Below are 24,914 nucleotides of genomic sequence, written 5' to 3' on the forward strand. Positions count from 1 at the left end.
TCTAGGATAAGGGAATCATCCTAGACTTTTTTACTGGGTTACAGAAATGACACGCCCGGTATGTTACAATAGAAAGTGATTTTATTAAAGGAGGCATTTCAATGTCCCAAAAGTTAGAAGCCGTGATTATTACCGGAATGAGCGGTGCGGGGAAAACGGTAGCGGTTCAACTCTTTGAAGATTTGCGCTACTTTGTAATTGATAATATGATCCCGACATTAGCTGAGAAATTTGTTGATGTTATTAAGCAATCTGCTGATTTTCCAAAAATGGCGATGGTGATGGATACTCGGGCAAAGGGCTTTTATGATCAGGTATTACCGGTCATTCAGCAGCTTCGTCAACGTCATGATATAAGTGTGAAGGTTTTGTTTTTAGATGCGGGGAATGCAGAACTAGTCGCACGGTATAAGGAAACTCGTCGGGCGCACCCGTTAGCTAAACAGGACGGCGTGTTAGCCGGAATTGAACGAGAACGAAAGCTGCTCGGTGAATTAGCATCACAATCAGATGTTAAAATTGATACTACTAATTTAACGCCGCGGAACTTACGAACTCGCTTAACAGAAATCTTTAATAATGGTCAGGGGACCGATTTCTATGTTGATGTAATGTCCTTCGGCTTTAAGTATGGGCTGCCGTTGGATGCGGACATTGTGATGGACGTGCGGTTTTTACCTAACCCGTTTTACGTTCCAGCTTTGAAACATTTAACCGGTAACGATCCAGCGGTTCAAGAATATGTCATGCAAAGTCCGGAAGCCCAAAATTTCTATCAACATCTTTATTCGCTGATTACCACAGCACTACCTGGTTATATTAAAGAAGGTAAGACCAGTTTAACGATTGCGATTGGGTGTACTGGGGGGCAACATCGGTCTGTAACAATTGCTAACCAGCTGGCAGCGGACCTACGAAAGCAAGACTATGTAGTGAATGCACATCACCGTGATGTGGATAAGGCACATTAAGGAGGAGCATGATGTTTCATAAACCTAAAATTGTAATTATTGGTGGCGGAACCGGCCTCCCTGTTATTTTACGTGGCTTACGGGACCAAAATGTGGATGTAACAGCGATCGTAACGGTCGCCGATGATGGTGGTTCTTCGGGAATTTTACGGAATTATATTAATGTTGTGCCACCTGGTGATATTCGAAATGCACTGGTAGCGCTATCTGAATTACCAACGATTGAAAAAGAAATCTTCCAATACCGTTTTAACAGTAAAGATAATTTTTTTGCCGGTCATGCACTTGGTAATCTAATTATTTCTGCGCTGGCGGAGATGAAGGGGAATATTTTTGATGCAGTGCAAGAATTATCTGATTTAATGCGGATTAATGGGCATATTTATCCCGTGGCGAATGAGCCGTTAACGTTGAATGCTGAATTTACTGATGGTAGTAAGTTAGTGGGTGAGTCAGAAATTACTGCTGCTCATAAACAGATTCAACGGGTTTGGGTAACGGACTCAGATGAACCAGCAGCACCAATGGCGGTCAAACAGGTGATTGATGCCATTATGGATTCCGATCAGATTGTGCTGGGCCCTGGAAGCTTATTTACTAGTATTTTACCGAACCTCATGATTAGTAATGTTGGTGAGGCAGTGAAAAAGACGAAGGCGGAAGTTGTTTATATTTGTAATATTATGACCCAGAAGGGTGAGACGGATCATTTTACGGATGCTGATCATGTCCGGGTATTGAACCGCCACCTCGGTGAGCAGTTTATTGATACGGTATTAGTAAATGTTCAACCGGTGCCGAAGGATTACATTAATTTTCAGGAATGGAATGAGATTTCGCAGCCCGTTACGCATGATTTTGCTGGATTACGGGATCAGGGCTGTCGGGTAATTTCAGCTAATTTCTTGCGATTACGTGATAATGGGGCGTTCCATGATCGGGATAAGGTAGTAAGCGAATTGCTTAACCGGCTCCACGATGTTCATGCTGATTGAGAAAGGGTGATTAGATGTCATATGCAAGTCAGGTCAAAAAAGAATTAACTGGCTTAACGGTGCATAAGGATAACGCACAGGCTGAATTAATGGCCTTAATCAGAATGAATGGGGCGCTAGGAATTGCTAATCAGCAGATGGTACTAAGTGTCCAGACAGAGAGTCCGGCAATTGCCCGGCGAATTTATTCGTTGTTAAAAGATTTCTATAATGTTGAATCAGAAATCGTGGTGCGACGAAAAATGAAATTGAAAAAGAATAATACCTATGTTGTCCGTCTGCGGTATCACGTGAAAGGATTATTAACGGAATTGGGGATTTTAGACGGCTTCCATATTATGGAGCGGGTCCCAGTTCAGCTTCTGAAAAATGATTTGATGATTCAGTCTTACCTAAGGGGAGCTTTTTTGGCAGGCGGTTCAGTTAATAATCCTGAAACTTCCCGCTACCACTTGGAAATTTATTCCTTGTATGAAGAGCATAACGAGATGATTGCCGAAATGATCAATCATTTTCAATTGAACGCGCGTACAACTGCCCGACGGAGCGGGTATATTGTCTATTTGAAAGAAGCAGAAAAGATTGCTGACTTTTTACAATTAATTGGGGCGACCAATAGCATGTTAGAGTTCGAAAACATTCGAATCGTGCGTGACATGCGCAATTCCGTGAATCGGCTTGTTAATTGTGAAAATGCCAATATGGATAAGGTGGCCAATGCGGCTAATAAGCAGGTCGCAAACATTCAATTTATTGATCAGCATGTCGGTTTGAACAACATTCCAGAGAAATTACGGGAAATTGCTATGACACGGTTGGCCCATCCAGAAGTGAGTTTAAAGGAGCTCGGGGAGTTAGTTCCTGGTGGGCCAATATCTAAATCAGGGGTTAATCACCGATTAAGAAAGTTGAATGCTTACGCGGATAAGATAAAAAGTGGCCAATAAAAAAGGTGTTGCGATAATTCGCAACACCTTTTTGAGTTAGTAGCCTTAGTTTGCCTTTGGCTTGTTTTCCATGATGCCATCCAGTAAACCATAATCAACCGCCTCTTGAGCAGTTAAGTAGTGGTCCCGTTCAGTATCTTGGTTAATCTTTTCGATTGGTTGACCGGAATTTTCTGCTAGAATTTCGTTAATCATCTTACGAGTCTTCAAAATTTCTGTTGCAGCAATTTCAATTTCGGTTTGTTGACCTTGTGCACCACCAGAAGGTTGGTGAATTAACACTTGGGAGTGTGGTAAACCAAACCGCTTGCCCTTAGCACCGGATGAAACGAGGACACTTGCCATTGAAGCAGCCATCCCAATAACGATGGTTTGGACATCTGCCTTAATGAAGTTCATCGTATCATAAATTGCCATTCCGGACGTAACAACACCACCAGGTGAATTAATGTATAAGTAAATATCTTTGGTTGAATCTTGCGCGTCTAAGAAAAGAAGTTGCGCAACGATTGAATTTGCCATGTCGTCTTCAATGGGACCAGAAAGCATAATGATCCGATCCTTGAGAAGCCGTGAATAAATATCATAAGCACGTTCACCACGTGATGATTGTTCAATCACAGTTGGAACTAAATTCATATTAAGTGGCCTCCTTTTAGCACTTATTAGCGTTAATTGCTAACGTATGATTGTATTTTACCCTATAGGTCAAGAAAGGTCAAATAAAATTACTGATGAAAAAAGAGGTTGAATTTTATTCATCCTCTCAAGTACTATTTTAAGTTTTCTGCAATTAGGTCCAGTTCTAAATCAGCACATTCGTTATCTAATTGATCTCGATCTTGATCTGGTTTAATTTCAAACATTTTGAATTGTAAGTCTTGCTTGGACATAATAATCCTCCATCTTAGTTTGGTGTTTGAATTGGTTAATTAAGTTAAACACCGTGATCTTTTAACAGTTTCCATATTATCTTAAATTGGTATAGTTATCAAGAAGTTTATCATTACAGTTTTGATAAACGTTTGCATAAAATGGTCTAACTTTAAGGAGTGGTTAAAAATTACAGGTTCTGGATGGAAAGGTTGCGCTTTTTGCAGCATTTAGTTATAATCGGAATGTTGATTATTAACGATAATATATTAAAGGAGGCATATTGACATGCGTAAAGCACATCCACATGGCGTACAAGGCCGTCGTCCAGTTGCTCCTAAGTACAAGCGGGCATTAAAGGAAAAGAAGATTGAAGAAATTCGTAAGTGGGCTAAAGAAAAGCCAGCTGACGAAAAGTAATCAGTTTAATTATTAAATTATGAGCAGGAATCATTTGATTCCTGCTTTTTTTGTGACTTCAATCAAACGTTTTTTATCGGATGATATCACTTGCAACGCTGGTTTAACAATGATGATATTCCTAGCTAGATAGGATTGTTGACTGACCATTGACTACTTATTGATAATTTGATATATTTTTAGCGATTTAGGAGGTTAATTTTTAGGGAGGATTAAAATGAAAAAATGTCAACGTTGTGGCCAGTCAATGGCGGAACGCTTACTAGTTTGCCCACATTGTGGTCAACCAGTTCCTGGAGCATTAGAAAATGACCATTCTAGTAGTCAACTGGAATCTTCAGAACAAGTGCCAGAACAATCCGCGGAGAAAATTGAAGCTGTCGTACCAAATGTTGGGAATAGTGTTCATTCCCATTCTGTAGATTCAGGAAGTTTTGGTTGGGCCATACTTGGCTTCTTCATTCCATTAGTAGGGTTGATTTTATTTTTAGTGTGGAGAAAAGAACGACCGATGAATGCAAATTCTGCGGGAATTGGTGCCTTGATCAGCGTTGTAGCTAATTTAGTATTTTTCGTATCGTTAACGATTATTGTAATTCTAGCGAGTTAGATTTGGGAGGATTTAGTTATGAAGCGAGTTTGGTACCATAATAAGGTTTACTGGATTTCAATTGTGGCAGTGTTGGCGGTTCTAATCGCACTTGTTGATGTGGCAACTTATCATGGAATCCATAAGTTGCAAGCGGCAGGAGAAAGCACGGGACTAGTGGTTAATCACCATGATGATCACGCTGCAAGAGTCAAGGGGAAGATTAAACTGACGTATGATTCATACCAATATACCGATCAAAAGACTTATCATTTAAACCGGGACGTTAATTCTTGGGATCATGCTAATATTAAGATTAATAGTGTGACAATTTATAAATTGGCTAAAGATTATCAAAGAATCGGCCTTGATGGTAAATCTGGCAATTGCGTGATGCTAATTAATATGACAATCAAAGCCAACCAGGATATTAGTATTTACCCAACTCAAGGAACGGTGTCGACTAATAATGGTTTACAAGCGAATGCGATGATGGGCGACCAAGACTTTGATGGAGATATTGATAATGGAATTGCTAAAACTGGTGATGTTGTAGTGGTATTTAATCACGTCAAGAACATTAATGATATTAAGAAATTGCGTTTTAAATTCGAAGCTTTTGGTAAAAGTGATGACGATGTATCAAATAAACAATACGATCTTCATTTAAATTTGAAGTAAGTAAAAAGGCATCCTGGTGATTAGGATGCCTTTTGTATATATAAACCGCTGATTACTCAACGGTTGAAAGTAATTAATTATGCCCAAGGCAGACACAAAAACCGTGTCCTAAACGTTGATATATCAATGTTTTACTCTGATTTGGTAGCAGTTTGGTAGCAGAAAATCAGAGGTTAGCTAATTTGCTAATAATCAAAGTATCATTCTTTGCCTTGTACTCATCAATCAAATAAGAGTACACCCGTAGCGTAGTAGTGATATTGGAGTGTCCTAGACGCTTGCTAATTGCGTAAACATCGACACCTTGCCCGATTAAATAGGCAACATGAACATGACGTAATGAGTAGAACGTGAAATTTTGCTTTTTAATACCGACATGGTTCATAATACGGTGTAGACATTTATTTAAAGCGGTTGATGTTGGGACGGTTCCTAAACCATTCATAAAGACCAGCGTTGACCCGTTAGCCTTTAAATCTGCAAGATGTTTCAGTAATTCACGATTAACCTTAATCGTTCGGTTACTGGTTGAAGTCTTAGTAGGTTTAAAGGCTTTTTTATTTTCGTCCCATGACTTGTTAATGGTAATGGTGGAATGGAGAAAATCTATATCTTTCCAAGTTAAGGCTTGCACCTCCGCTTTTCGCATTCCCGTATAAATTGCTGTTAAGATCATGTAACTGCTAGTACTTAATGGGTTCAGGCTTTGCACTACCGCATCTTTGAGCTGGACTAATTCAGCATTGGTTAAGTATTCCACATTAACTTTTCTGGAGCGGTCATAAACAATTTGCACGTTATGAGTGAAGTCTTTGGTAATAATATCATCATCAATTGCATAACCGACACAGCTTCGCAATGCACCGTTGAGCTTGGTGACGCTATCCCGTGCATGGTTAGCGCCATACCAATTGATAAAGCCTTGATAGTCAGACCGCCGAATATTAACCAGCTTAGTGTCATCAAAATAATCTTGAATCGCCTTGCCGATGACTTTGTAGCGGTTCTTAGTAACATCCGTGATATTTGCTTGCTTGTAGAGCTTGAACCAGCGTTCATAATAGGCAAGCAAAGTAATATCTTGTAAATCCATGTTACGTTGATCAAGTTCTTTTTCTAAATCATTGCCTGCTTGTTGGGCTTGCCGTTTGAGCTTGAAAAGCCCCGCACTTTTAACGTGACGCTTGCCGTGTTTGTCGTAGTAACTAGCGTAACCGTAATATCCTTTACTAACTTTCTTTGTATAACTCATTTTCTATCATTCCTTTTTTCGCACAGCTAACCAGCGCAATGTGATGTATTTGAATGATATGGGGTCAAAATTGATCCGTGAGAGCTTTTAAAGTAGTTGATGGGTAATTGATCAAAACATGGTTAAAACGTCACAGAGAGCAAAACAACTATTGATTAATCACCATTGATGATTTTGATCATAATCTGGGAAATTATCGTTTCCATTGTCCCAAGCGTTATCACGAGCATAAACCCAATTTTTAAAGTTTTGAGTTTCATTACCGTTTGCGTCTTCGATACCCTTACGCATATTTTCTTCATGTTGCATTTGAGCCGTTTGTGATTGGATGTTAGGGGTATCAGGATGGTCATGCAGATAAGCATTAAAACTTGGGTAACCCTTATATGGTTTATCCCATGTACTTGCATCGAATGGATCAGCTTGATCACCGCTGTTATTTTGCTGTTGGTTCTGCTGATTAGACGCACTCACAGCGGATGAACTACTAGCATGTTTACTTTTGTTAACCTTTTTCTTTGAGCGTTTAGCTTTCTTATGGTGCTTTACCACTTTAGAGCTAGACGCTTTATTATTTGAACTTGCTTTCTTGCTGGAGTTGCTACCGCAAGCCGTCAAGGATAGACCAGCTAATAGAACGGCGCTGAGTAAGGTTAATTTTTTCATGATGTACTTCTCCCAATAGCTTTTAACGTCAATCACGTTTGGACGTATGAATGCTATTTATCGCTATAGTTATTTGCATTGTTTTTTTGAATTAAACGGTTAAAAGTATCAATTAGCAATTTTTTATCAGATAAACTGATGTTAAGACTTTGAATTTTCTTATTAATACTTGCGTACGGGTTTTCGCTAAATTCATCATTGAAAATGTTTTCCTTTAATTTGTTTGCAATTTCATATTCTGGTGTAATGCCAGCCGACCATTCGCTTGCGCCAATGGTCGACAGAAAAACGAAGTCTGATAAAAAGGTGAATTTATTCATACATGTTTTTTTAAATTTTTCAACAGTATTCTGGTCAAAATATTGTTCAAAAGTATTGAAATCTTCTACATTTCGGCCAAACTGGTTTTCAATATTATCAAAATCTTGAGTAAGCATATCATTGCCATTGTCTTTTTTACTTTTATAATCCTGATATTCGAGCCATGTTTTAGCACTTAGCAATTGGTGGCAAAGGCCATCAATCAGTTCTTTGTTAATAGCCTTTTCTAGCAGAGCAACTATATTGATCTCATCGTTTTCAATTCCGTCAATAATTTCATTTCTAATATCATCAATTTCAGATTGATTTAAGTATTTATCCGTTAATTCTGGAATCTCAAATTCATCAACATTTTCAAACTCATCAAAACTCATGTAGTTACTAATATGTTCTAATGCTAGTTTATTAAAGTTTGGTAAATCCTCATTGTCTAATTCATCTAATGTTTCTTTTTCCAATCCATATTTAGCAACCTTACCTCTAAAGGCGTAATGATCCGATGGCAACAACAAATTATCGTTGTATCTGTTAGTAATCATAAACAATAAAAATTTGATAACTTTTGACGCTGACCAACCAGACCCTTGTAAATAAGCCACAGGCACATTAAAGAAATCTGCTAGTTTTTGCCATGTTTCCATTTTTGGTTGCCTTTTGCCTGTTTCGTATTGGCTTAAAGTATTATCACGCATAGAAATTCTATTGCCTAACTCTTTTAAAGTTAGGCTTTTTTCATGGCGTAACTCAGCTATGCGATTATCCATAATTTCACCAACTTTCGTATTAAGGTTACATCAAAACTCACTAAATGTGAATATGTTTATTGACATTCACAAAATGTGAGCTTAAAATAATCACAAAATGTGAATATGGAGGTGAAAACATGGAACTTACTAATCAGCAAGTAACGGCAATCAAACGTAAACGGGGAGAATTGAATTTATCCACCGTTGCGCTTGGTCGTCAACTTGGTTTAAGTCGGTGGACGCTGGATAACATTTTCAAGCGCAACCATCGCAAGGTGACACCAGCTACTTACAAGAAATTAAGTGACTGGTTAATTAGTGAGTATGCAACGGCTGACCAGGAAGAAAGTCAGCTAGTCGCAACTCAGGGCAAATAAAAAGCATCCGCCGTTGAGTGGATGCAGAGAGAGGAGTGGTAAAGATGCACGATTTAGTTTTCATTGGTTCCGTGAATGATGAGCCGTATACCACCGACAAGATTATTGCTGATTACAGTGGTAACGATCTTGATAGTGTAAGGCGACTAATCAGAAACCACAAAAACGATTTTGAAGAGTATGGAATTTTGGGATTTGAAATCCGTAAATTAAAAAGACGAGGTAGACCAGAGAAGATTTACCATCTTAACGAAATGCAAGCGACTTTGTTAATGACCTATCTTGATAACACTGATAAGGTCAGAGAATTTAAGAAACGATTGGTCAGGGCTTTCTTTCAAATGAGAAACGAAAAGCTGGAGCAAGTCAGAAACCGAGTTGTTGGTATTCCGCAACGGCGCACCCTTACGGATGCTATTCAGCAATGGAAACATGGCAACCGCTGGAGCTATAAGACCATTACTGATTTACTGCTGAAACAGGTAACTGGTATGAATGCTAAACAGCTTAAAGCGTCAAGGCACGTTAAGAATGCAATGGACGGTTTAACAACTGCTGAACAAGCAAAATATCAGCAACTGGAAAATGTTGTAACTGGATTTATTGGACTGAATAAAACTTATGACCAGATCAAGGGAATTTTGCTATTAACCGATGGTCAGGCTGTTTAAAGAATTTTGGAGGTATTTAATCATGGAAAAGACACAAAAGATTGTTGTATTAGCACAAGGCGACCAAGTTTGTTGTGAACAGGCAGTTTATACAGCTACTAAAAAGGGTTGGAACTAACCAAGCTACTTGATAACAAGGACAATCGAAATAGGATTTTTGCTGACCGTCAAGTAGACGGAAAGAGCATTCTACCGCTTGCGGCTAATGAAATGATCAGTTACGCAGGCGAAGGCTATTTGTTTGCACAAGTTGACCCATCAATTCCTAATTCCCATGTTTTGGTATGGGATGATGGTTTGCAAATTGCCATTAATGAAAGACGCACCAAAGATGATTTTGTGATTATTGGTTCGCAAAAATAAGGCGCATTGATTTAGAAAGTGAGGTGCCAAACATGGATTTTACTTTCAACATTCCCGATAAGGTCTTACAAGATGCTTTGACGGAACGCATGAAAACTTACAAACCAGTTGATCCGTTCCCTGCTGTACTTAACAAACAGCAAGCATCAAAGTTTCTTGGTTGTGGACGGGCAACCCTTGATAAATGGATTAAAGAATACGATGACTTCCCTGTTGCCGTGATTGGTGGTAGCTATCGTTTTACCAAGTCAGATTTAGAACAATGGGTTAAGTCACGTAGTCAGTTACACAGTCACTAATAATCACAGCTAACCAGCGCAATGTGTTGTATTTGAATGGGTGGACGTAATGAGAACACAGATACAAAACGATTTAAATTTATGTATGGATTTTGAACTAACGAAGAACGGGGCTTTGTTACTCTGGATAATTCTAAACGTGATTATTGCCCTCTGGTTTGGCTTCTATGCTGTTCTGATAGTTCATGCAATAGAAATACTAAGATGGTTTAGAAGCCACTGGAGAATCGAAATTAAGGGGGTCAACGAATGAAAGAACATCAACTAGCACTGTTTACAATGCCAACGATTGATCAGCAAGCAATCAAAGGCGAAAACAACATCGAACGTCAAGTATTAAAATTGTTGCCTTATGGATCAGAAAACCCCATATCACGAAGCAGGGTGGCGGATACCATAGGGGTTGATGTAAGAGCCGTCAGCAACATCATTGCCCGTTTAACTAATGAGGGTGTCCCTATTGGAATGGATAACGGCTATTACTTAATCAGCACTGAAGAGGAGCTGCAACGAACTTACACTAACATCCGCACTTCTGGTCTTTCGATGATGTTAAGGGCGGAACGTTTGAAACAGAATTACTACAATCAATTTAAAGACACAAAAAAAGCCGTTCACGCCGACTAATAACCACAAGAGAAAGCGTTGAACGACTTGGGGAAGATGACACTATCATGCTAGATAATGCACCTAAACCAGAAAGATTAAAGCGGGCTTTGAACTAACCCGCTTTATTCATATTAGCAGATTATGAATAAAAAGGGGAACCAATACCATGAAAGAAACGTATTTTGATATTAACAAGATTGAAAACTTAGTAGCAGATCAAGAAAACGTCAAGGGCTTGTTAGATTTGCTTGATGATGTTTTACGAAAGATCAAGTCTCCAATTGCTGGAGCTGATTATCAGGACTTATCAGACGTTTCAGACCAACAAATGATTGGAGTTGTAGTTGAACTGTTACGCAATGATGATGCTTTGTCGTCAATCGTTCGTTTCTTGCAAGATATGAATACTAAGACGACCCAAACCATTATGGGCGAAGTTGAACACTACTACCAAGACGCACGGATTAGTAAATAGAACGAGGTAATTAATATATGGCAAACGGACGAATGCTAACTAAAGGCTTACTAATGAATAATCACTATTTAAAAGTCAGCAATGATAGTAAAGCACTATATCAATATCTAGTAGTGTTTGCTGATGATGATGGAATTGTTGAGCGGTCAATGATGATTGATGCCCCGTTACAAGTTGACGATAGTAATTATAAGGAACTCGAACAAGCAAAGCTAATAATTAGCTATGATGATCAGATCAAAGTTGTAACGGACTGGAACGCTCTGCAAACAATTCGTAAAGATATTTATACTACTTCAGAACAGGTAGAAGTAAAGAAAAAACTATACTTAAGAACTGATTTTTCCTACTCAACAAATAAAGATGATGACCATGTAATGATTAGTCTAAATGATTGGATAACGTTTGATCGTCCTAAAGACAGGGAAAAAATAAAACAATTTCAAAAATCATTAAACGTTTCTTCTCACACAAAACCATTTGACAATGATTTTTGAACCACGTAACGCATCCGTTACACACACGTTACAGTTACGGCACGTTAATATAATATAAGTAAATATAATATAAATAAATACAAGTAAAGACAAAATCAATTCAACTCAAATCAAAAAAATGTAGTTTAAGAAAGGACTAAGGAAAAGAAAGTCTGAAAGGAAAACCCAAAGTTGCCGTTGAGAAAGTGCAAGGCAAAGTCGCAAGCAAAGTGATAAGCGCCTATGTAAATGCCTAAATAACAGGCTTTTGACCTATTAAAGAAAATTTTAATACCTATTCAAAAAAACTTGATGGGGGTAATTAGTAGAGAAGAAAGGGGACGCTGAAACAACAATCAACGCCCCTTATTGCTAATTTAACAACATTTGTAACCCCGTATAGTGAGCTGTACCCCCCTAGTCTAATCAGCTATACCCCATGTAAACCAACATGACAACTAACATGTATACCATCTTGTAAACCAACATGTACACTATCTTGGTGTTGATTAGTATCATCATTAGATACACTGTTAGGTACACCATTAAATACACTGATAACACCACTAATAAGCACACTGTTATCACTACTAAACATCCGAAACCCTTGATGTTATGCAATCGGACAGGTTGTCTTAATGGAGTTGCCCGAAGTGACAAATGCACAATGAAGCTGATTAGATAGCTAGATATAGTTGGATATATAGCTGTGAATAGTAAGGCACGATTTGGTCCGCTGTTTTAGGTGACCAACTGGGTCCGAATGTTAGATAGCTAGATATAGCTGATATATAGTTGCATGGCTCTAACACCCTTACTACAAGTATCAACGCCAAATAGTAGTAACAATGGTAGTAGTAATAGTAGTAGCAACAGTAGTAATAACAGTAGTAGCAACGGTAGTAGTAGAGTTAGTAATGGAAATGTTTCACACCATCGTTTCACGATAGGGCGGTTAGGGCGCATCCTAAAAAGCCGACAATTCAGACACCCTAAAAAGAGGTAATCAAATGGCAATTCTTAGTAGTTTTGATGACTGGATGTTTTACCGAATAATAGCCAACGTTTTTCATATCACACTAGATCAAGCCTATTGGCGTACCAACATAACAATGCTGACCATTCTTATTTTGGTGGTACTGATTTATGTGTTGGTGGATCATAAGCACTTATGACATCCGCTTAATGGGGCTTGATACCGACAAATGTTAATCGGTTAGAAAGAACGTTGTATCAACGATTAATGATAATTCATTTTGAGCATTAGACGGAAAAGGTGGATTTATATGTTGTGGTTTATGTTTTGGTGGTTTGAGTTCGTACTGTAAATTGCTGGTCTGGTAATTCTGTATTTTTTGAGGTGGAAATGATGAGTGCAAACGTGGTTAATAATTTAGCTTTTGGGTTTCTATTAGGGGTACTGATTCAATTTATTTTTTCACAGTTTAAAAGATAGTTAAAAGAATTAGGCTGGTTACTTTAATTAGTGGTTTAAGTAACGGTTTAACTAAGTTTGGAGGGATTGAATGGGTTGGTATAAAGGGCGATATGTATTTAGTCAACGTAGCTTGTCAACGTGGTTTGATGCAAGCAATCGTAAGAAAGATAACTATTTCAGGATTAGGAACCGTGACCAAGCGGAAGCAAGCGTAGTGAAGTTTGTATATAGTCCTAACGTGATCAAGAATCGGCGCTTATATGCACCGTGCGCAAGGGTTTACCAACACTACACGGAATATTGTAATCAGCAAGGGATTACACCATTAGGCAACCGCCAATTCAAAAAGAACATGCAACTATTAGGGTTTGTCTACCAGAAACATCATCGGTTCTATGCTGGTTACTATCAGAACAAAGTAACCACCGCATATAAGAACATCGGGATTAGGTCACAAGCAAAAAGCAAATAAAATGTTTCCGTACGTTGTCTAATTTTGAAATGCTGATATAACAATGCTTTAAACAAAATGAAGTGGACAAAATTATACATTATTAATGATGTTTGTAGTTAAAAGAATGTTGGTAAAACTTGGTAAGAAATGGGGGTGTTCGTAATGCTGTTATTCTTTGATGGTCAATTCTTACCGTATGAAGTCGGAGCTGTTTTACTGATTATTGCGGTGGTTTACTTGGTGTATCGTTTCCGATAAAAGAGCCTTACAAAAGCTAACATTAATTTTCTATTAGTAGTTAAATGCAATTGCGTTAGTCTGGTTACCTATGATTGCTGATATAACAATATTCAGCGGATGAATGAAGCGCAATTTAGGGCAATAATGGGGGCTTTTTGAGCTGGTATATTTTCCGTTAATAAATGTTGGAGTTTCTGAACAATCGTAGTTAAAAAGCCGTTGGTCAATTGCTGACTAACGGCTTAATTGTTGCGTTGTGTTATATGTATGATAGCTATAAAATGTAATCAGGTTGGCGGTAGGAAGTCATGAGCCTACCAAGAACCAAGATAGTCTACAAAACATTAAACTGCGTCAGCGTCTACATCAATCCGAGTAGACAGGGGCGTGACGTAATATGTTTAGTTTTTGTTTCTACTCAATTAGTGGAGAGCTGTTATTGTGAACATAACAATCACGCTTACTATTTCTAACGGTAAGCTGTTTGCTACTGTATTAATTACGGTAGTTTATGTTGTGTTTATGGTAATAAAAAAACGCCCTAAGTAGGACGTTTCTCACTAACTGAGTAGACTATCGGGCGTTAGGTGCTGACATCACCTAACGCCTTTTACATTTACAATTATATCAAAATTATATGACTATACAAGATATAGAATTAATTGGCTTAATAGCTAGTTGAATGCTTGATTGTGTTGTAATTATGATAGTTATATAATCATTCGTGATAACAATTGAGAGTAATTAACTCATGAGTTATCAAGGCGTGAAATGCTAGACAATGACCAGCGACTTTCAATTACAGCAAGAAACGGGGGCGCTGGTCTTGAATGTGTTTCTTGTCTTGCTAAGGGGTGTAATACCTTGACGGTCAGTGTTACTTTTACCAGTTTTAAAATGCTGGTAGTTGTAATTGCGATTGTTGTAACGGTATTAAAAAAGCGCTAGTAGTCTTCACTACTAACGTTTAAACACACTCTAGCAAGAAACGCCGGGCGTTAGGTTCTCACACAGCCTAGCGCCTTTTACATATCTAATTATATCAGAAACCTATCACTACACAAGATATATTTAAACATCATAGAACACGGAAAGAGGGTTAATTATGGTTAGTCAGGCACAAATGAACGCTACTAGACGTTATGAGAAACGACACCCCGAAAAGAACCGCCTATATCAGTATCGGTCAAATGCTAGAACATTCATCCGCAAATACGCAAGCATTGATGATTTAGACGCACTAATTGCCTTTGCACAGGAACAGAAAACGAAACTCATTAATCAACGGTAATTATCTAATGGTGGATGGTTACCGTTTTAATTTACCCCGCCCCCGTATCTGCTGACAGCAAGAGCGCACACATTGCCGTCAATTTGCATGCAAACCCTAGTTTTAAAAATTTTAGGGTAGGGGGGCTAATGCTAACAAATGCTAACATGATAACATCCGTGTTAGTGAAACTTAATAATTAACGTCTGTAATAGAATGATTGCGTACAAATAGCAATCTTGCATACAAACGGAACCGATTAGATTCATAAACTAACGGCAAACATAGAAGCCCTTATGATGTTTAATTATGTTGGTAGAATGCTGACAAATGATAGTATTTTTTGAATTGGTGCAATGACTATAGTATCGGTGCAATAATTGCAGATTTTGCACTGATAACAAAAAAGAGCCCTGTATCACTAGATACAGAACTCAAAAAATCACCACAACGGCGACTTCCCTAAATATTCAATCAGAGTTTATTATAACGCAAAAGCCGTCACAATGGACGACTCCTATAATAATATAAGCATTTCAATTATAACGATAAAATGAAAAACGACACAAGTCTATTAGCCCTGTGTCGTTTAGTATCGAGAATATCCCGAATGAAAACCCTAATTCATATTATACGGGGTAGCAACATGGATAGTAAAACCATCATCCGCAGTTTGCGGGGCTTTTTTAGAATTGATTATCGTAGTATCTACTTGCGGTCTGGAGCATGGGCAAAACGTGAAATTAAAAACCGTAGGGCGGAAAGTAAGCAATGTTTAAAGTGCTTTCTAGCAATTGAGCAAGCAGTCGGCGGATGCACACCAGATCATCAAAAGACAATTGAATATCGGTATTTAGAGCAACAACAAGGGCAACATGTAATTAAAATGCTGAATATTAGCAAGTCACAATACTATGTACACGAACGTCAAGCATTAATGGAGTTTGCTAATAACCTAAAAACGATCTATCCCGCCCTATTTGATGCAATCATGGAGCAAGGGTATTAACCAATGATGTTTTACGATGTTAAGTAACTAGAAAAGAGTTCCATATAATTAGGTAGATAGAACACTAATAAACAATATAGAGCATATTTTGGTAGCAATTGGTAGCAAAAATAAAACCACTCTCAAAAATGAAAGTGGTCAAAGCGCTGGTTAGAAGCGGTTTTATGTAATTCGATTTTGGTAGCAGTTTGGTAGCAGAAGTTAAAAATAATGGTGTTTTTGGGTGTTTTGGCAAAAATAAAAATGCCTTAATACCAACGATTAAGACATTTCGGAACACCCCGAAAGGGTTCAATTATGCCCAAGGCAGGATTCGAACCTGTACATGGAAATCCATACAACGACCTGAACGTTGCGCGTCTGCCAATTCCGCCACTTGGGCAAAGTTAATGCGCCCCCAGGGAGTCGAACCCTGATCTCGAGAACCGGAATCTCACGTGCGATCCATTACACTAAGGGCGCTTAACAACAAATAATATCTTATCGAATTAGGAAACAAATTGCAATAGTTTTTTCAAATTTAGTTGGGGGATTAGCAGTATTATGGACATTCTGCTAATAATCGGTTATCATAAAGAACGTTGGAAATGTGCGTTAATTTTTGAACTGTACAATCTAATTTTCAGTGTTAAAATAATAACGTACATTTAATTATATGTTTTCCTAAAGGAGGAATTTGCAGTATGACTGTAAAGATTGGTATTAATGGTTTTGGCCGTATCGGTCGTTTAGCATTCCGTCGGATTCACGAATTGGGTGCTAAGGATATTGAAGTTGTAGCCATCAACGATTTGACTACTCCTGCAATGCTTGCATACCTTTTGAAGTATGACTCAACTCATGGTAAGTTTCCTGGTGAAGTTTCTGCTACCGACACTGGTATTGTTGTTGATGGTAAGGAATACCCAGTTTACGCTGAACGTGATGCACGGAACATTCCTTGGGTTAAGAATGATGGTGTTGACTTTGTACTTGAATGTACTGGTTTCTACACTTCTGCTGAAAAGTCACAAGCACACTTAGACGCTGGTGCTAAGCGTGTTCTGATTTCTGCACCTGCTGGTAACATCCCAACTGTTGTTCCTGGTGTTAACCTGGATACCCTTAAGAAGGATGACAAGATCGTTTCTGCTGGTTCATGTACTACTTCATGTCTTGCACCAATGGCTTACTTCCTTAACAAGGACTTCGGTATCAAGGTTGGTACTATGACTACGATCCACGCATTTACTTCAACTCAAGCCATCCTTGATGGCCCTCGTGGTAAGAAGATGCGTAACAACCGTACTGCAAGTGTTAACACGATTCCTCACTCATCTGGTGCTGCTAAGGCCATTGGTTTGGTTATCCCAGAATTAAATGGTAAGCTTTCTGGACACGCACAACGGGTTGGTGTTGTTGATGGTTCCTTAACTGAACTTGTTTCAATTCTTGACAAGAAGGTTACGGTTGACCAAGTTAACGATGCAATGAAGAAGGCAACTGATGGCAATGATGCCTTTGGTTACACTGAAGACCCAATCGTTTCAACTGATATTATCGGTTCAACTTACGGTTCCGTATTTGATCCATCACAAACCGAAATCATGGAAGGTGACGATGGTTCACAATTAGTTAAGACTGTTGCTTGGTACGACAACGAATACGGTTTCACTTCAAACATGATCCGTACTTTGCTTCACTTTGCTACTCTGTAAGCAAAAACTAAGTACTAATTAAAAGGTGGGAGGAGGAAACTCCGCCCACCTTTTTGACAGAAAGAGGAGAATTAATTATGGCAAAAATGACTGTCGAAGACTTACCTTTGGAAGGTAAGAAAGTATTAATGCGGGTTGATTTTAATGTGCCAATTAAGGATGGTGTCGTTGGTGATGACAACCGAATTGTGGCGGCATTACCAACTATTAAGTATGTAATTGACCATAACGGTAAGGCAATCTTGTTCTCACACCTAGGACGGATTAAGAAGGAAGAAGACAAGCCTGGTTTATCAATGCGTCCGGTAGCAGAACGACTTTCTAACCTGTTAAATAAGCCAGTTACTTTTGTACCAGTAACAGAAGGTAAGCAACTTGGAGATGCTATTAACAACATGAGTGATGGTGATGTTTTGATGGTCCAAAACACTCGTTACGAAGATGTTAAGGATGGCGAAAATGTTAAGCGTGAATCCGGTAACGATCCTGAATTAGGGAAGTACTGGGCATCACTTGGTGATGTTTATGTTAATGACGCCTTTGGTACTGCTCACCGTCAACACGCTTCTAACGTTGGAATTGCCCAAAATATTGGGGATGGTAAATCCGGAGTTGGTTTCTTAATGGAAAAGGAAATCAAGTTCTTAGGGAACGCTGTTGATAATCCAGTTCGTCCATTCGTTGCTATTCTTGGTGGCGCCAAGGTTTCCGATAAAATCGGCGTTATTGACCACCTATTGAACAAAGCTGATAAGATCATTATTGGTGGTGGAATGGCCTACACCTTCTTTGCTGCGAAGGGCATTAAGATTGGTAATTCATTAGTTGAAAAAGATAAGATTGATGTTGCTAAGGACATCATGGCAAAGGCTGGCGATAAGCTGGTTCTTCCAGTTGACAGTGTGATTGCTGATGCCTTCAATAATGACGCTAACACCAAAGTGGTTGAGGGCGATATTCCTGATGGCTGGATGGGCCTGGACATTGGTCCAAAGTCAATTGAAGAGTTTGAAAATGTTTTGAAGGATGCCAAGACTGTTGTTTGGAATGGCCCAATGGGTGTCTTTGAAATGCCAAACTTCGCAAAGGGAACTTTGGCTATTGGTAAGTTCTTGGGTAACCTGAGCGACGCAACCACAATTGTTGGTGGTGGTGACTCTACTGCGGCAGCTAAGCAGTTAGGGATTGCTGACCAATTAAGCCATATTTCCACTGGTGGTGGTGCATCATTAACTTACCTTGAAGGTAAGGTTCTGCCAGGAATTGATGCAATTTCTGATAAATAAATCTATTGAATGAGCACAAATCGGGTTCCAGAGTGCGGCTTGGCCGGGCACTGGAACCCATTTATGTACTGTCAGTTCTGGTAAAACAATCTTTTTACAATTATTAAGAATGGGGGATTAGATGATGAGATCGCCAATTGTTGCTGGAAATTGGAAGATGAATAAGACGGTTGAGGAAGCCGTAGAATTTGTGAATCAAATCAAGAATCATTTACCAAACCCGGACGTTCAAGAAACAGTGTTGGCAGCACCAACTATTGCACTTGTGCCAATGGTGAAAGCTGCAGCAGGAACACCATTAAAGATTGCCGCGGAGAATTGCTACTATCAAGACGCGGGAGCATTTACTGGCGAAACTAGCCCCACCACTCTGTATAGTGCTGGTATTCACCATGTGATTTTAGGTCATTCAGAACGGCGAAAATTATTTAATGAGACGGACCATCTTATTAATCTAAAGGTACATGCCGCATTAGATGCTGGCCTTTGCCCAATTGTTTGTTGTGATGAAACCATGGGTCGCCTAGTAGCGGGAAAAAAGGTCCATTGGGTAGTTAGTCGAATCTTAGCTGATTTAAAAGACTTAAAGCCGGAAAACGTAGATAAAGTGACGATTGCCTATGAGCCAAGTTGGGCAATTGGAACTGGTGAAAGTATGGATCCAGACCAGGCGGAAGAAGGTTGTTATCTAATTCGCCAAACCATTGCTGATATGTATGGCGATACTGTTGCGGATAATGTACGAATTTTGTATGGCGGGAGCGTTAACAGTGATAATATCAATCAATTAATGGCTAGTCAGGATATTGATGGCGTCTTAGCAGGTGGTGCTAGCCTAGATCCGCAGAGCTTTTTAAAATTGGTGAACCACTAATTATTTAGACTTGTTTTAGGGTTCACAAAATAATACAATGGTAGCTGTAAGCATAGAGCTTTCCAATTTATTCTGGAGGAGAGAAATACAATGTCACTTATTACAGATATTTATGCTCGTGAAGTCCTTGACTCACGTGGTAACCCAACCGTTGAAGCTGAAGTTTACACTGAAGCTGGTGGTGTTGGCCGTGGAATCGTTCCATCTGGGGCTTCTACTGGTGAACACGAAGCTGTTGAACTTCGTGATGGCGACAAGAATCGTTTTGGCGGCAAGGGTGTTTTAAAGGCTGTTGCTAACGTTAACAACGTGATTGCCAAAGAGATCGTGGGAATGGAAGTTACTGATCAAATTGCGATTGATAAGGCAATGATCAAGTTAGATGGTACCCCAAACAAGGGTAAGTTAGGTGCAAACGCCATTTTGGCTGTTTCACTGGCTGCTGCTCGGGCTGCTGCAGATGAACTTCAAGTTCCTCTGTACAACTACCTTGGTGGTTTCAATGCTCATGTAATGCCAACCCCTATGATGAACGTTATCAACGGTGGTGCTCACTCTGATAACAAGGTTGACTTCCAAGAATTCATGATCATGCCAGTTGGTGCTCCAACTGTTCGTGAAGCCATTCGGATGGGTTCTGAAACTTTCCATGCTTTAAAGAAGGAATTGGAAGCTGCCGGTAAGGTTACTTCTGTTGGTGATGAAGGTGGATTTGCCCCTGACTTTGCAAACAACGAAGAACCATTTGAATTCTTAATCAAGGCGATCAAGGATGCTGGTTACAAGCCTGGTAAGGATGTAGCAATTGCCTTTGACGTTGCTGCTTCAGAATTATGGAATGACGACGACAAGAAGTACAAGCTTCGTTGGTCAACTGGTGAAGAATTCACTACTGAAGAATGGATTGACTACTTGTCAGGAATCATTGCTAAGTACCCAGTTGTATCTGTTGAAGATCCAATTGATGAAAACAACTGGGATGACTGGGTAACGATTACTAACAAGCTTGGTAAGAAGGTTCAATTAGTTGGTGACGACTTCTTTGTTACTAACACTGATTACTTAGCTAAGGGTATTAAGATGGGTGCCGCTAACTCCATCTTAATTAAGCTAAACCAAATCGGTACGTTAACTGAAACTGTTGAAGCCATCGAAATGGCCAAGGAAGCTGGCTACACAGCGATTGTTTCTCACCGTTCTGGTGAAACTGAAGACACGACCATTGCGGACTTAGTTGTTGCTACGAATGCTGTTCAAATCAAGACTGGTTCAATGAGCCGGACTGATCGTCTTGCTAAGTACAACCAATTAATGCGGATTGAAGATAACCTTGGCGATGTTGCTAAGTACAAGGGAATTCGTTCCTTCTACAACTTAAGCGAACAAGCTAAGTTAGATATCGAAAATCGTTAATTGAAACAAAAACTTAGTTTTAAGGACTGAACATTATCTGTTCAGTCCTTTTTTTATGAAATTCAGCTAAGAATTTCTCATTGATTTTTTATTTAAGCTTCTTTATAATAACTCCAGAAATTATTTGAAGGAGTGAATCGGTCAATGGCAAAAAATGATGCTCCAGGATTGTCAAGAACAATGACGGCTGGACAAATGGAAATGATTTCGCTTGGTGGTGCAATTGGGGTTGGACTATTTATGGGCTCCACCTCGACAATTAAGTGGACCGGTCCATCAGTGTTATTGGCATACGCTTTTGTTGGCTTGATTTTATATGTCGTGATGCGAGCGCTCGGTGAAATGATTTATATCAATCCTGGGACCGGATCATTTGCTGATTATGCAACTGAGTATGTGCATCCAATAGCGGGATACCTAGCAAAATGGGCTAATGTTTTTGAATATATTGTTGTTGGGATGTCTGAAGTGGTCGCAGCAACTGAGTATTTAAAATATTGGTGGCCTCATTTACACACGTGGTTTGCTGGAATTGTGATTATCATCTTCTTAGTTCTAGCAAATCTAGCTAGCGCAAAGGCCTATGGCTCCCTTGAATTTTGGTTTGCGATGATTAAAGTGGTCACGATTATCATGATGATCCTACTGGGCTTCATGGTGATTTTCTTTGGGTTTGGTAATGGCGGGCACCCCACAGGTTTTTCCAATCTATGGGCTCACGGTGGTTTCTTCACTGGTGGTGTCAAAGGTTTCTTCTTCTCAATGTCGATTATTGTTGGTTCCTATGAAGGAATTGAATTATTGGGAATTTCGGCCGGGGAAGTTGCAAACCCGCAAAAAGCGATCGTTAAGTCGGTTAAATCCGTTCTATTACGGATCCTGATCTTCTATGTTGGGGCTATTTTTGTGATTGTGACGATCTATCCATGGAACCGATTAAGTGCGGTTGGTTCACCGTTTGTTTCGACGTTTGCCAAGGTTGGAATTACTGCCGCGGCTTCGATTATTAACTTTGTGGTCTTAACCGCTGCTTTGTCTGGTGCTAACTCAGGAATTTACAGTTCCAGTCGAATGCTTTTTAAGCTTTCACACGAAGGAGATGCTCCAAAGATTTTTGGGCGACTTTCCAAGCGCATTGTTCCTGATGCAGCCATTTTGGGAATTTCTGGTGGGATCTTGATTGGCTTCATTCTTAACATGGTGGCGACAATGTTTAGCAAGTCTACTTCTGACCTTTTTGTGGTTGTCTTTAGTTCTTCTGTTCTACCGGGAATGGTGCCATGGTTTGTGATTTTATTAGCTGAATTAAAGTTCCGTCATAATAATCCGGATGTCATGGAGAACCATCCCTTTAAATTACCTTTGTATCCACTATCTAATTACTTTGCATTCTTAATGCTCTTTGTAATTGTTATCTTTATGTTTATCAATCCCGATACTAGGATTTCGGTGATTGTCGGCGCTGCGGTGTTAGTTATTGCTACGGTGGTTTACCTAGCGCGGCATAGGGAAGATCAATCAGCAAGTCATTAATGAATGTGGTACACTCTAAAAGAATGAAAATTTTGGAGTGGCAATTTTGAGTAAATTACATTTTGGGAAATTAAACTTTAGTAATCTTCGCCAAATTGGTCGGGCAATTGTCATTGGAATCCTGACTGGATTAGTTGTGAGTGTATTCCGCTCCGCAATCCAGCATGGATTAACACTGGTAATTGCCTGTTTTAATTTCTTTCATCATCAGCCAATTTGGTTAATCCCCTGGCTAATCGGTTCCGTCATTATTGCTTTGCTTTTGGGGAGAATGTCTCAAAAAAACCCAAATATTAAGGGATCAGGAATTCCCCAAGTGGAAGGACAATTAACGGGGCAGTTTGATGAGCAGTGGTGGCCAGTTCTTTGGCGAAAATTTGTTGGTGGTATTCTGGGGATTGGGTCCGGCCTATTTCTGGGCCGGGAAGGTCCTTCAATTCAGTTGGGAGCCACCATTGGTCAAGGAATTGCGGAACATAATCACGTTACTAAAATTGAGCGGCGAGTTGGGATTGCTTCCGGTGCGGCCGCAGGTTTATCCGCTGCATTTAATGCCCCTATTGCGAGTTCAATGTTTATTTTGGAAGAGGTTTATCATAACTTTTCACCGCTCGTCTGGCAGTCGGTATTTATTAGTGCCGTTGTTGCCAATGGGGTTTCAATGACCTTCTTTGGACTGCGACCGGACCTTGATTTACCACATCAGGTTCTCTTTCCAGCAAATCAGTATATTCATTTAATCATTCTAGGCTTGCTTTTAGGAATCCTGGGGCGGGTTTATCAATACGTGATCCTTCGTTTAGGCACTTGGAGTCGTAAAATAAAATGGTTTAAACCTAGCTGGTATCCGGTAATACCGTTTTTACTGGTTATTCCAATCGCGTGGTATTGGCCAGTTACCCTTGGTGGTGGCAATAATTTAATTGTTTCTTTACCAAAATTACCACTATCCATTCCATTATTATTTGGTTTTTTACTATTACGGTTTGTTTTTTCCATGGTTAGCTATGGTTCTGAAATTCCTGGAGGGATTTTTCTGCCAATCTTAACGCTTGGGGCAGTCATTGGTGCATGCTATTGTGCCACGCTAGTTTCTTTTGGTCTCGTACCTAAAGAATACTTGGGAAATTACGCTATCTATGCCATGGCGGGTTATTTTGCTTGTATTTCTAAAGCACCGTTTACCGCCATCTTATTAATTACAGAAATGGTTGGTTCGATGACCCACCTAATGCCATTGGCTGTAGTAGCGGTCACCGCCTACGTAATGAATGATATTTTAGGGGGCCTGCCAGTTTACATGGCGATGTTTAACAATTTTATTCACCGTAGTCCACGAAAAGAATTAACGGGCATCACTCAAATGACGGTGTCAATCTTTGCGGGCTCCAAATTGGATGGAACTCTGATTAAGGATTTTGGATGGCCAACCGGTAGTTTAGTTCTAGGCATTTATCGTGGTGAGGAAGAATTAGTTCCTCACGGTGAAACCAAACTTCAAGTGGGAGATACCCTGGTGATTCAGCTGACGGGGCATCATCACTTGGGAAACCAGCGCTTAATTAATCAAGCTGCCCATCAGCATGAACAGCCTAGTCAAGAGTAGGAAAGTATGGTATCATTGAATAGTTATAATGTGGGAAATTAGGAGGAAGAACCTTGCAAAGTATGTTAATGACCCTCTTCTTAATTGACTGCGTCGTTTTGATCGCATGTGTTATGATGCAGCCAGCAAAGAATGATAATGACGCCATGTCAGCCTTAACCGGTGGTGCTGGTGATCTATTTTCACGTCGAAAAGCTCGTGGCTTTGAAGCCGTAATGCAAATTGTTACAACCATTGTGGGTGCTCTGTTCTTTATTTTGGCATTGGCACTGGTCTATGTTTCGGCGCATTAAAGAAAAACACAGGAGAGGCTGAGAAATGACGGGAGTTGTTTCGCAGCCTTTTGTTTTATCTAACTTCATT

The 24,914-nt window shown here is 39.5% G+C and carries 28 protein-coding genes and 2 tRNA genes; 24 read left to right on the forward strand and 6 right to left on the reverse strand.

Going from position 1 to position 24,914, the window contains the following annotated elements:
• Positions 1-101 precede the first annotated feature (101 nt).
• From rapZ to whiA, 3 genes are read left to right on the forward strand one after another with little or no spacing between them, the layout of a single operon-like run.
• Complete coding sequence (gene rapZ / locus AC1EKL_RS04245) at positions 102-971, forward strand: RNase adapter RapZ (protein ID WP_480188550.1); 870 nt, start codon at positions 102-104, stop codon at positions 969-971.
• Positions 972-982: 11 nt separating this feature from the next.
• Positions 983-1,966, forward strand: a complete 984-nt coding sequence (locus AC1EKL_RS04250; protein WP_480188740.1) for a gluconeogenesis factor YvcK family protein — start codon at positions 983-985, stop codon at positions 1,964-1,966.
• A gap of 14 nt (positions 1,967-1,980) precedes the next feature.
• Positions 1,981-2,913, forward strand: coding sequence for a DNA-binding protein WhiA (whiA, locus tag AC1EKL_RS04255; protein WP_480188551.1), 933 nt, complete (start codon positions 1,981-1,983; stop codon positions 2,911-2,913).
• Between the two features lie 45 nt (positions 2,914-2,958).
• Here the strand turns inward: whiA and clpP are convergent, their stop codons facing one another.
• Entirely contained in the window at positions 2,959-3,552 is a 594-nt protein-coding gene (gene clpP / locus AC1EKL_RS04260) for an ATP-dependent Clp endopeptidase proteolytic subunit ClpP (RefSeq protein WP_480172703.1), read from the reverse strand.
• Positions 3,553-4,074: 522 nt separating this feature from the next.
• Between clpP and AC1EKL_RS04265 the strand changes: the two genes are divergently transcribed.
• The 3 genes from AC1EKL_RS04265 to AC1EKL_RS04275 all read left to right on the forward strand — a co-directional run bounded on the left by AC1EKL_RS04265 (position 4,075) and on the right by AC1EKL_RS04275 (position 5,476).
• Positions 4,075-4,206, forward strand: coding sequence for a hypothetical protein (locus AC1EKL_RS04265; RefSeq protein WP_006916985.1), 132 nt, complete (start codon positions 4,075-4,077; stop codon positions 4,204-4,206).
• A gap of 217 nt (positions 4,207-4,423) precedes the next feature.
• A complete protein-coding gene (locus tag AC1EKL_RS04270; protein ID WP_480188552.1) occupies positions 4,424-4,816 on the forward strand; it encodes a zinc ribbon domain-containing protein in 393 nt (130 codons plus the stop codon).
• An 18-nt stretch (positions 4,817-4,834) separates the two neighbouring features.
• The gene (locus tag AC1EKL_RS04275; protein WP_480188553.1) at positions 4,835-5,476 is read left to right on the forward strand and encodes a hypothetical protein; all 642 of its coding nucleotides are present in this window, start codon (positions 4,835-4,837) and stop codon (positions 5,474-5,476) included.
• A gap of 166 nt (positions 5,477-5,642) precedes the next feature.
• Here AC1EKL_RS04275 and AC1EKL_RS04280 read toward each other — a convergent pair whose 3' ends face one another.
• The 3 genes from AC1EKL_RS04280 to AC1EKL_RS04290 all read right to left on the reverse strand — a co-directional run bounded on the left by AC1EKL_RS04280 (position 5,643) and on the right by AC1EKL_RS04290 (position 8,479).
• Entirely contained in the window at positions 5,643-6,728 is a 1,086-nt protein-coding gene (locus AC1EKL_RS04280) for a tyrosine-type recombinase/integrase (protein ID WP_480175090.1), read from the reverse strand.
• A gap of 159 nt (positions 6,729-6,887) precedes the next feature.
• Positions 6,888-7,394: a hypothetical protein gene (locus AC1EKL_RS04285; RefSeq protein WP_480175091.1), complete on the reverse strand. Its 507-nt coding sequence runs from the start codon at positions 7,392-7,394 to the stop codon at positions 6,888-6,890.
• Between the two features lie 53 nt (positions 7,395-7,447).
• Entirely contained in the window at positions 7,448-8,479 is a 1,032-nt protein-coding gene (locus tag AC1EKL_RS04290; RefSeq protein WP_480175092.1) for a helix-turn-helix domain-containing protein, read from the reverse strand.
• 119 nt (positions 8,480-8,598) lie between these two features.
• Here AC1EKL_RS04290 and AC1EKL_RS04295 point away from each other — a divergent pair, with 119 nt between their 5' ends.
• The 11 genes from AC1EKL_RS04295 (at position 8,599) to AC1EKL_RS04345 (ending at position 16,142) form a co-directional block, all read left to right on the forward strand.
• Complete coding sequence (locus AC1EKL_RS04295) at positions 8,599-8,838, forward strand: helix-turn-helix domain-containing protein (protein WP_480175093.1); 240 nt, start codon at positions 8,599-8,601, stop codon at positions 8,836-8,838.
• A gap of 44 nt (positions 8,839-8,882) precedes the next feature.
• Positions 8,883-9,509: a Rha family transcriptional regulator gene (locus tag AC1EKL_RS04300; RefSeq protein ID WP_480175094.1), complete on the forward strand. Its 627-nt coding sequence runs from the start codon at positions 8,883-8,885 to the stop codon at positions 9,507-9,509.
• Between the two features lie 108 nt (positions 9,510-9,617).
• A complete protein-coding gene (locus AC1EKL_RS04305; protein ID WP_480190213.1) occupies positions 9,618-9,872 on the forward strand; it encodes a hypothetical protein in 255 nt (84 codons plus the stop codon).
• Between the two features lie 32 nt (positions 9,873-9,904).
• Positions 9,905-10,171, forward strand: a complete 267-nt coding sequence (locus AC1EKL_RS04310) for a helix-turn-helix transcriptional regulator (RefSeq protein WP_480175096.1) — start codon at positions 9,905-9,907, stop codon at positions 10,169-10,171.
• A gap of 249 nt (positions 10,172-10,420) precedes the next feature.
• Positions 10,421-10,798, forward strand: coding sequence for a hypothetical protein (locus AC1EKL_RS04315; RefSeq protein ID WP_480175097.1), 378 nt, complete (start codon positions 10,421-10,423; stop codon positions 10,796-10,798).
• 148 nt (positions 10,799-10,946) lie between these two features.
• Positions 10,947-11,255, forward strand: a complete 309-nt coding sequence (locus tag AC1EKL_RS04320; RefSeq protein WP_480175098.1) for a hypothetical protein — start codon at positions 10,947-10,949, stop codon at positions 11,253-11,255.
• A gap of 17 nt (positions 11,256-11,272) precedes the next feature.
• Entirely contained in the window at positions 11,273-11,752 is a 480-nt protein-coding gene (locus AC1EKL_RS04325) for a hypothetical protein (RefSeq protein ID WP_480175099.1), read from the forward strand.
• Between the two features lie 1,505 nt (positions 11,753-13,257).
• Positions 13,258-13,641, forward strand: coding sequence for a primase-like DNA-binding domain-containing protein (locus AC1EKL_RS04330; protein WP_480175100.1), 384 nt, complete (start codon positions 13,258-13,260; stop codon positions 13,639-13,641).
• Between the two features lie 993 nt (positions 13,642-14,634).
• Positions 14,635-14,811 carry a hypothetical protein gene (locus tag AC1EKL_RS04335; RefSeq protein WP_480175101.1) on the forward strand — a complete coding sequence of 59 codons (177 nt, stop codon included), beginning with the start codon at positions 14,635-14,637 and terminating at the stop codon, positions 14,809-14,811.
• A gap of 157 nt (positions 14,812-14,968) precedes the next feature.
• Positions 14,969-15,154, forward strand: coding sequence for a hypothetical protein (locus AC1EKL_RS04340; protein WP_480175102.1), 186 nt, complete (start codon positions 14,969-14,971; stop codon positions 15,152-15,154).
• Positions 15,155-15,779: 625 nt separating this feature from the next.
• Positions 15,780-16,142 carry an ArpU family phage packaging/lysis transcriptional regulator gene (locus AC1EKL_RS04345; protein WP_480175103.1) on the forward strand — a complete coding sequence of 121 codons (363 nt, stop codon included), beginning with the start codon at positions 15,780-15,782 and terminating at the stop codon, positions 16,140-16,142.
• Positions 16,143-16,440: 298 nt separating this feature from the next.
• On the opposite strand, the gene AC1EKL_RS04350 is transcribed toward AC1EKL_RS04345, so the two are convergent.
• Together AC1EKL_RS04350 and AC1EKL_RS04355 are read right to left on the reverse strand one after the other, a co-directional pair.
• A tRNA-Leu gene (locus tag AC1EKL_RS04350) sits at positions 16,441-16,524 on the reverse strand.
• Between the two features lie 8 nt (positions 16,525-16,532).
• Positions 16,533-16,604 (reverse strand) — tRNA-Arg (locus AC1EKL_RS04355).
• A 221-nt stretch (positions 16,605-16,825) separates the two neighbouring features.
• On the opposite strand from AC1EKL_RS04355, the gene gap reads away from it, so the two are divergent.
• From gap to secG, 7 genes are all read left to right on the forward strand, one after another.
• Positions 16,826-17,839 carry a type I glyceraldehyde-3-phosphate dehydrogenase gene (gap, locus tag AC1EKL_RS04360; protein WP_464465328.1) on the forward strand — a complete coding sequence of 338 codons (1,014 nt, stop codon included), beginning with the start codon at positions 16,826-16,828 and terminating at the stop codon, positions 17,837-17,839.
• A gap of 77 nt (positions 17,840-17,916) precedes the next feature.
• Positions 17,917-19,125: a phosphoglycerate kinase gene (locus AC1EKL_RS04365; protein ID WP_480190214.1), complete on the forward strand. Its 1,209-nt coding sequence runs from the start codon at positions 17,917-17,919 to the stop codon at positions 19,123-19,125.
• Between the two features lie 124 nt (positions 19,126-19,249).
• Positions 19,250-19,999, forward strand: a complete 750-nt coding sequence (gene tpiA / locus AC1EKL_RS04370; RefSeq protein WP_480188741.1) for a triose-phosphate isomerase — start codon at positions 19,250-19,252, stop codon at positions 19,997-19,999.
• A 90-nt stretch (positions 20,000-20,089) separates the two neighbouring features.
• The gene (gene eno / locus AC1EKL_RS04375; protein WP_480188555.1) at positions 20,090-21,412 is read left to right on the forward strand and encodes a phosphopyruvate hydratase; all 1,323 of its coding nucleotides are present in this window, start codon (positions 20,090-20,092) and stop codon (positions 21,410-21,412) included.
• Positions 21,413-21,556: 144 nt separating this feature from the next.
• Positions 21,557-22,945 carry an amino acid permease gene (locus AC1EKL_RS04380; protein WP_480190215.1) on the forward strand — a complete coding sequence of 463 codons (1,389 nt, stop codon included), beginning with the start codon at positions 21,557-21,559 and terminating at the stop codon, positions 22,943-22,945.
• A gap of 46 nt (positions 22,946-22,991) precedes the next feature.
• On the forward strand, positions 22,992-24,551 hold the full coding sequence (locus tag AC1EKL_RS04385) for a ClC family H(+)/Cl(-) exchange transporter (protein WP_480188557.1): 1,560 nt from the start codon (positions 22,992-22,994) through the stop codon (positions 24,549-24,551).
• A gap of 53 nt (positions 24,552-24,604) precedes the next feature.
• Positions 24,605-24,844 (forward strand): preprotein translocase subunit SecG, encoded by a 240-nt coding sequence (gene secG / locus AC1EKL_RS04390; protein ID WP_006916961.1) that lies wholly within the window; start codon positions 24,605-24,607, stop codon positions 24,842-24,844.
• Positions 24,845-24,914 lie beyond the last annotated feature (70 nt).

The organism is Limosilactobacillus sp. C0001E2, from assembly GCF_056590915.1.

Excerpts from the sequence above, each read along its gene's own strand:
- rapZ (WP_480188550.1), top strand. The coding sequence starts at position 102 with ATGTCCCAAAAGTTAGAAGCCGTGATTATTACCGGAATGAGCGGTGCG.
- whiA (WP_480188551.1), top strand. The coding sequence starts at position 1,981 with ATGTCATATGCAAGTCAGGTCAAAAAAGAATTAACTGGCTTAACGGTG.
- AC1EKL_RS04300 (WP_480175094.1), top strand. The coding sequence starts at position 8,883 with ATGCACGATTTAGTTTTCATTGGTTCCGTGAATGATGAGCCGTATACC.
- AC1EKL_RS04270 (WP_480188552.1), top strand. The coding sequence starts at position 4,424 with ATGAAAAAATGTCAACGTTGTGGCCAGTCAATGGCGGAACGCTTACTA.
- AC1EKL_RS04380 (WP_480190215.1), top strand. The coding sequence starts at position 21,557 with ATGGCAAAAAATGATGCTCCAGGATTGTCAAGAACAATGACGGCTGGA.
- AC1EKL_RS04330 (WP_480175100.1), top strand. The coding sequence starts at position 13,258 with ATGGGTTGGTATAAAGGGCGATATGTATTTAGTCAACGTAGCTTGTCA.
- AC1EKL_RS04275 (WP_480188553.1), top strand. The coding sequence starts at position 4,835 with ATGAAGCGAGTTTGGTACCATAATAAGGTTTACTGGATTTCAATTGTG.
- AC1EKL_RS04280 (WP_480175090.1), bottom strand. The coding sequence starts at position 6,728 with ATGAGTTATACAAAGAAAGTTAGTAAAGGATATTACGGTTACGCTAGT.
- AC1EKL_RS04250 (WP_480188740.1), top strand. The coding sequence starts at position 983 with ATGTTTCATAAACCTAAAATTGTAATTATTGGTGGCGGAACCGGCCTC.
- AC1EKL_RS04320 (WP_480175098.1), top strand. The coding sequence starts at position 10,947 with ATGAAAGAAACGTATTTTGATATTAACAAGATTGAAAACTTAGTAGCA.
- AC1EKL_RS04345 (WP_480175103.1), top strand. The coding sequence starts at position 15,780 with ATGGATAGTAAAACCATCATCCGCAGTTTGCGGGGCTTTTTTAGAATT.
- AC1EKL_RS04325 (WP_480175099.1), top strand. The coding sequence starts at position 11,273 with ATGGCAAACGGACGAATGCTAACTAAAGGCTTACTAATGAATAATCAC.
- AC1EKL_RS04290 (WP_480175092.1), bottom strand. The coding sequence starts at position 8,479 with ATGGATAATCGCATAGCTGAGTTACGCCATGAAAAAAGCCTAACTTTA.
- AC1EKL_RS04365 (WP_480190214.1), top strand. The coding sequence starts at position 17,917 with ATGGCAAAAATGACTGTCGAAGACTTACCTTTGGAAGGTAAGAAAGTA.
- clpP (WP_480172703.1), bottom strand. The coding sequence starts at position 3,552 with ATGAATTTAGTTCCAACTGTGATTGAACAATCATCACGTGGTGAACGT.
- AC1EKL_RS04315 (WP_480175097.1), top strand. The coding sequence starts at position 10,421 with ATGAAAGAACATCAACTAGCACTGTTTACAATGCCAACGATTGATCAG.
- eno (WP_480188555.1), top strand. The coding sequence starts at position 20,090 with ATGTCACTTATTACAGATATTTATGCTCGTGAAGTCCTTGACTCACGT.
- AC1EKL_RS04265 (WP_006916985.1), top strand. The coding sequence starts at position 4,075 with ATGCGTAAAGCACATCCACATGGCGTACAAGGCCGTCGTCCAGTTGCT.
- AC1EKL_RS04310 (WP_480175096.1), top strand. The coding sequence starts at position 9,905 with ATGGATTTTACTTTCAACATTCCCGATAAGGTCTTACAAGATGCTTTG.
- AC1EKL_RS04335 (WP_480175101.1), top strand. The coding sequence starts at position 14,635 with ATGCTAGACAATGACCAGCGACTTTCAATTACAGCAAGAAACGGGGGC.
- AC1EKL_RS04285 (WP_480175091.1), bottom strand. The coding sequence starts at position 7,394 with ATGAAAAAATTAACCTTACTCAGCGCCGTTCTATTAGCTGGTCTATCC.
- AC1EKL_RS04340 (WP_480175102.1), top strand. The coding sequence starts at position 14,969 with ATGGTTAGTCAGGCACAAATGAACGCTACTAGACGTTATGAGAAACGA.
- AC1EKL_RS04295 (WP_480175093.1), top strand. The coding sequence starts at position 8,599 with ATGGAACTTACTAATCAGCAAGTAACGGCAATCAAACGTAAACGGGGA.
- tpiA (WP_480188741.1), top strand. The coding sequence starts at position 19,250 with ATGAGATCGCCAATTGTTGCTGGAAATTGGAAGATGAATAAGACGGTT.
- gap (WP_464465328.1), top strand. The coding sequence starts at position 16,826 with ATGACTGTAAAGATTGGTATTAATGGTTTTGGCCGTATCGGTCGTTTA.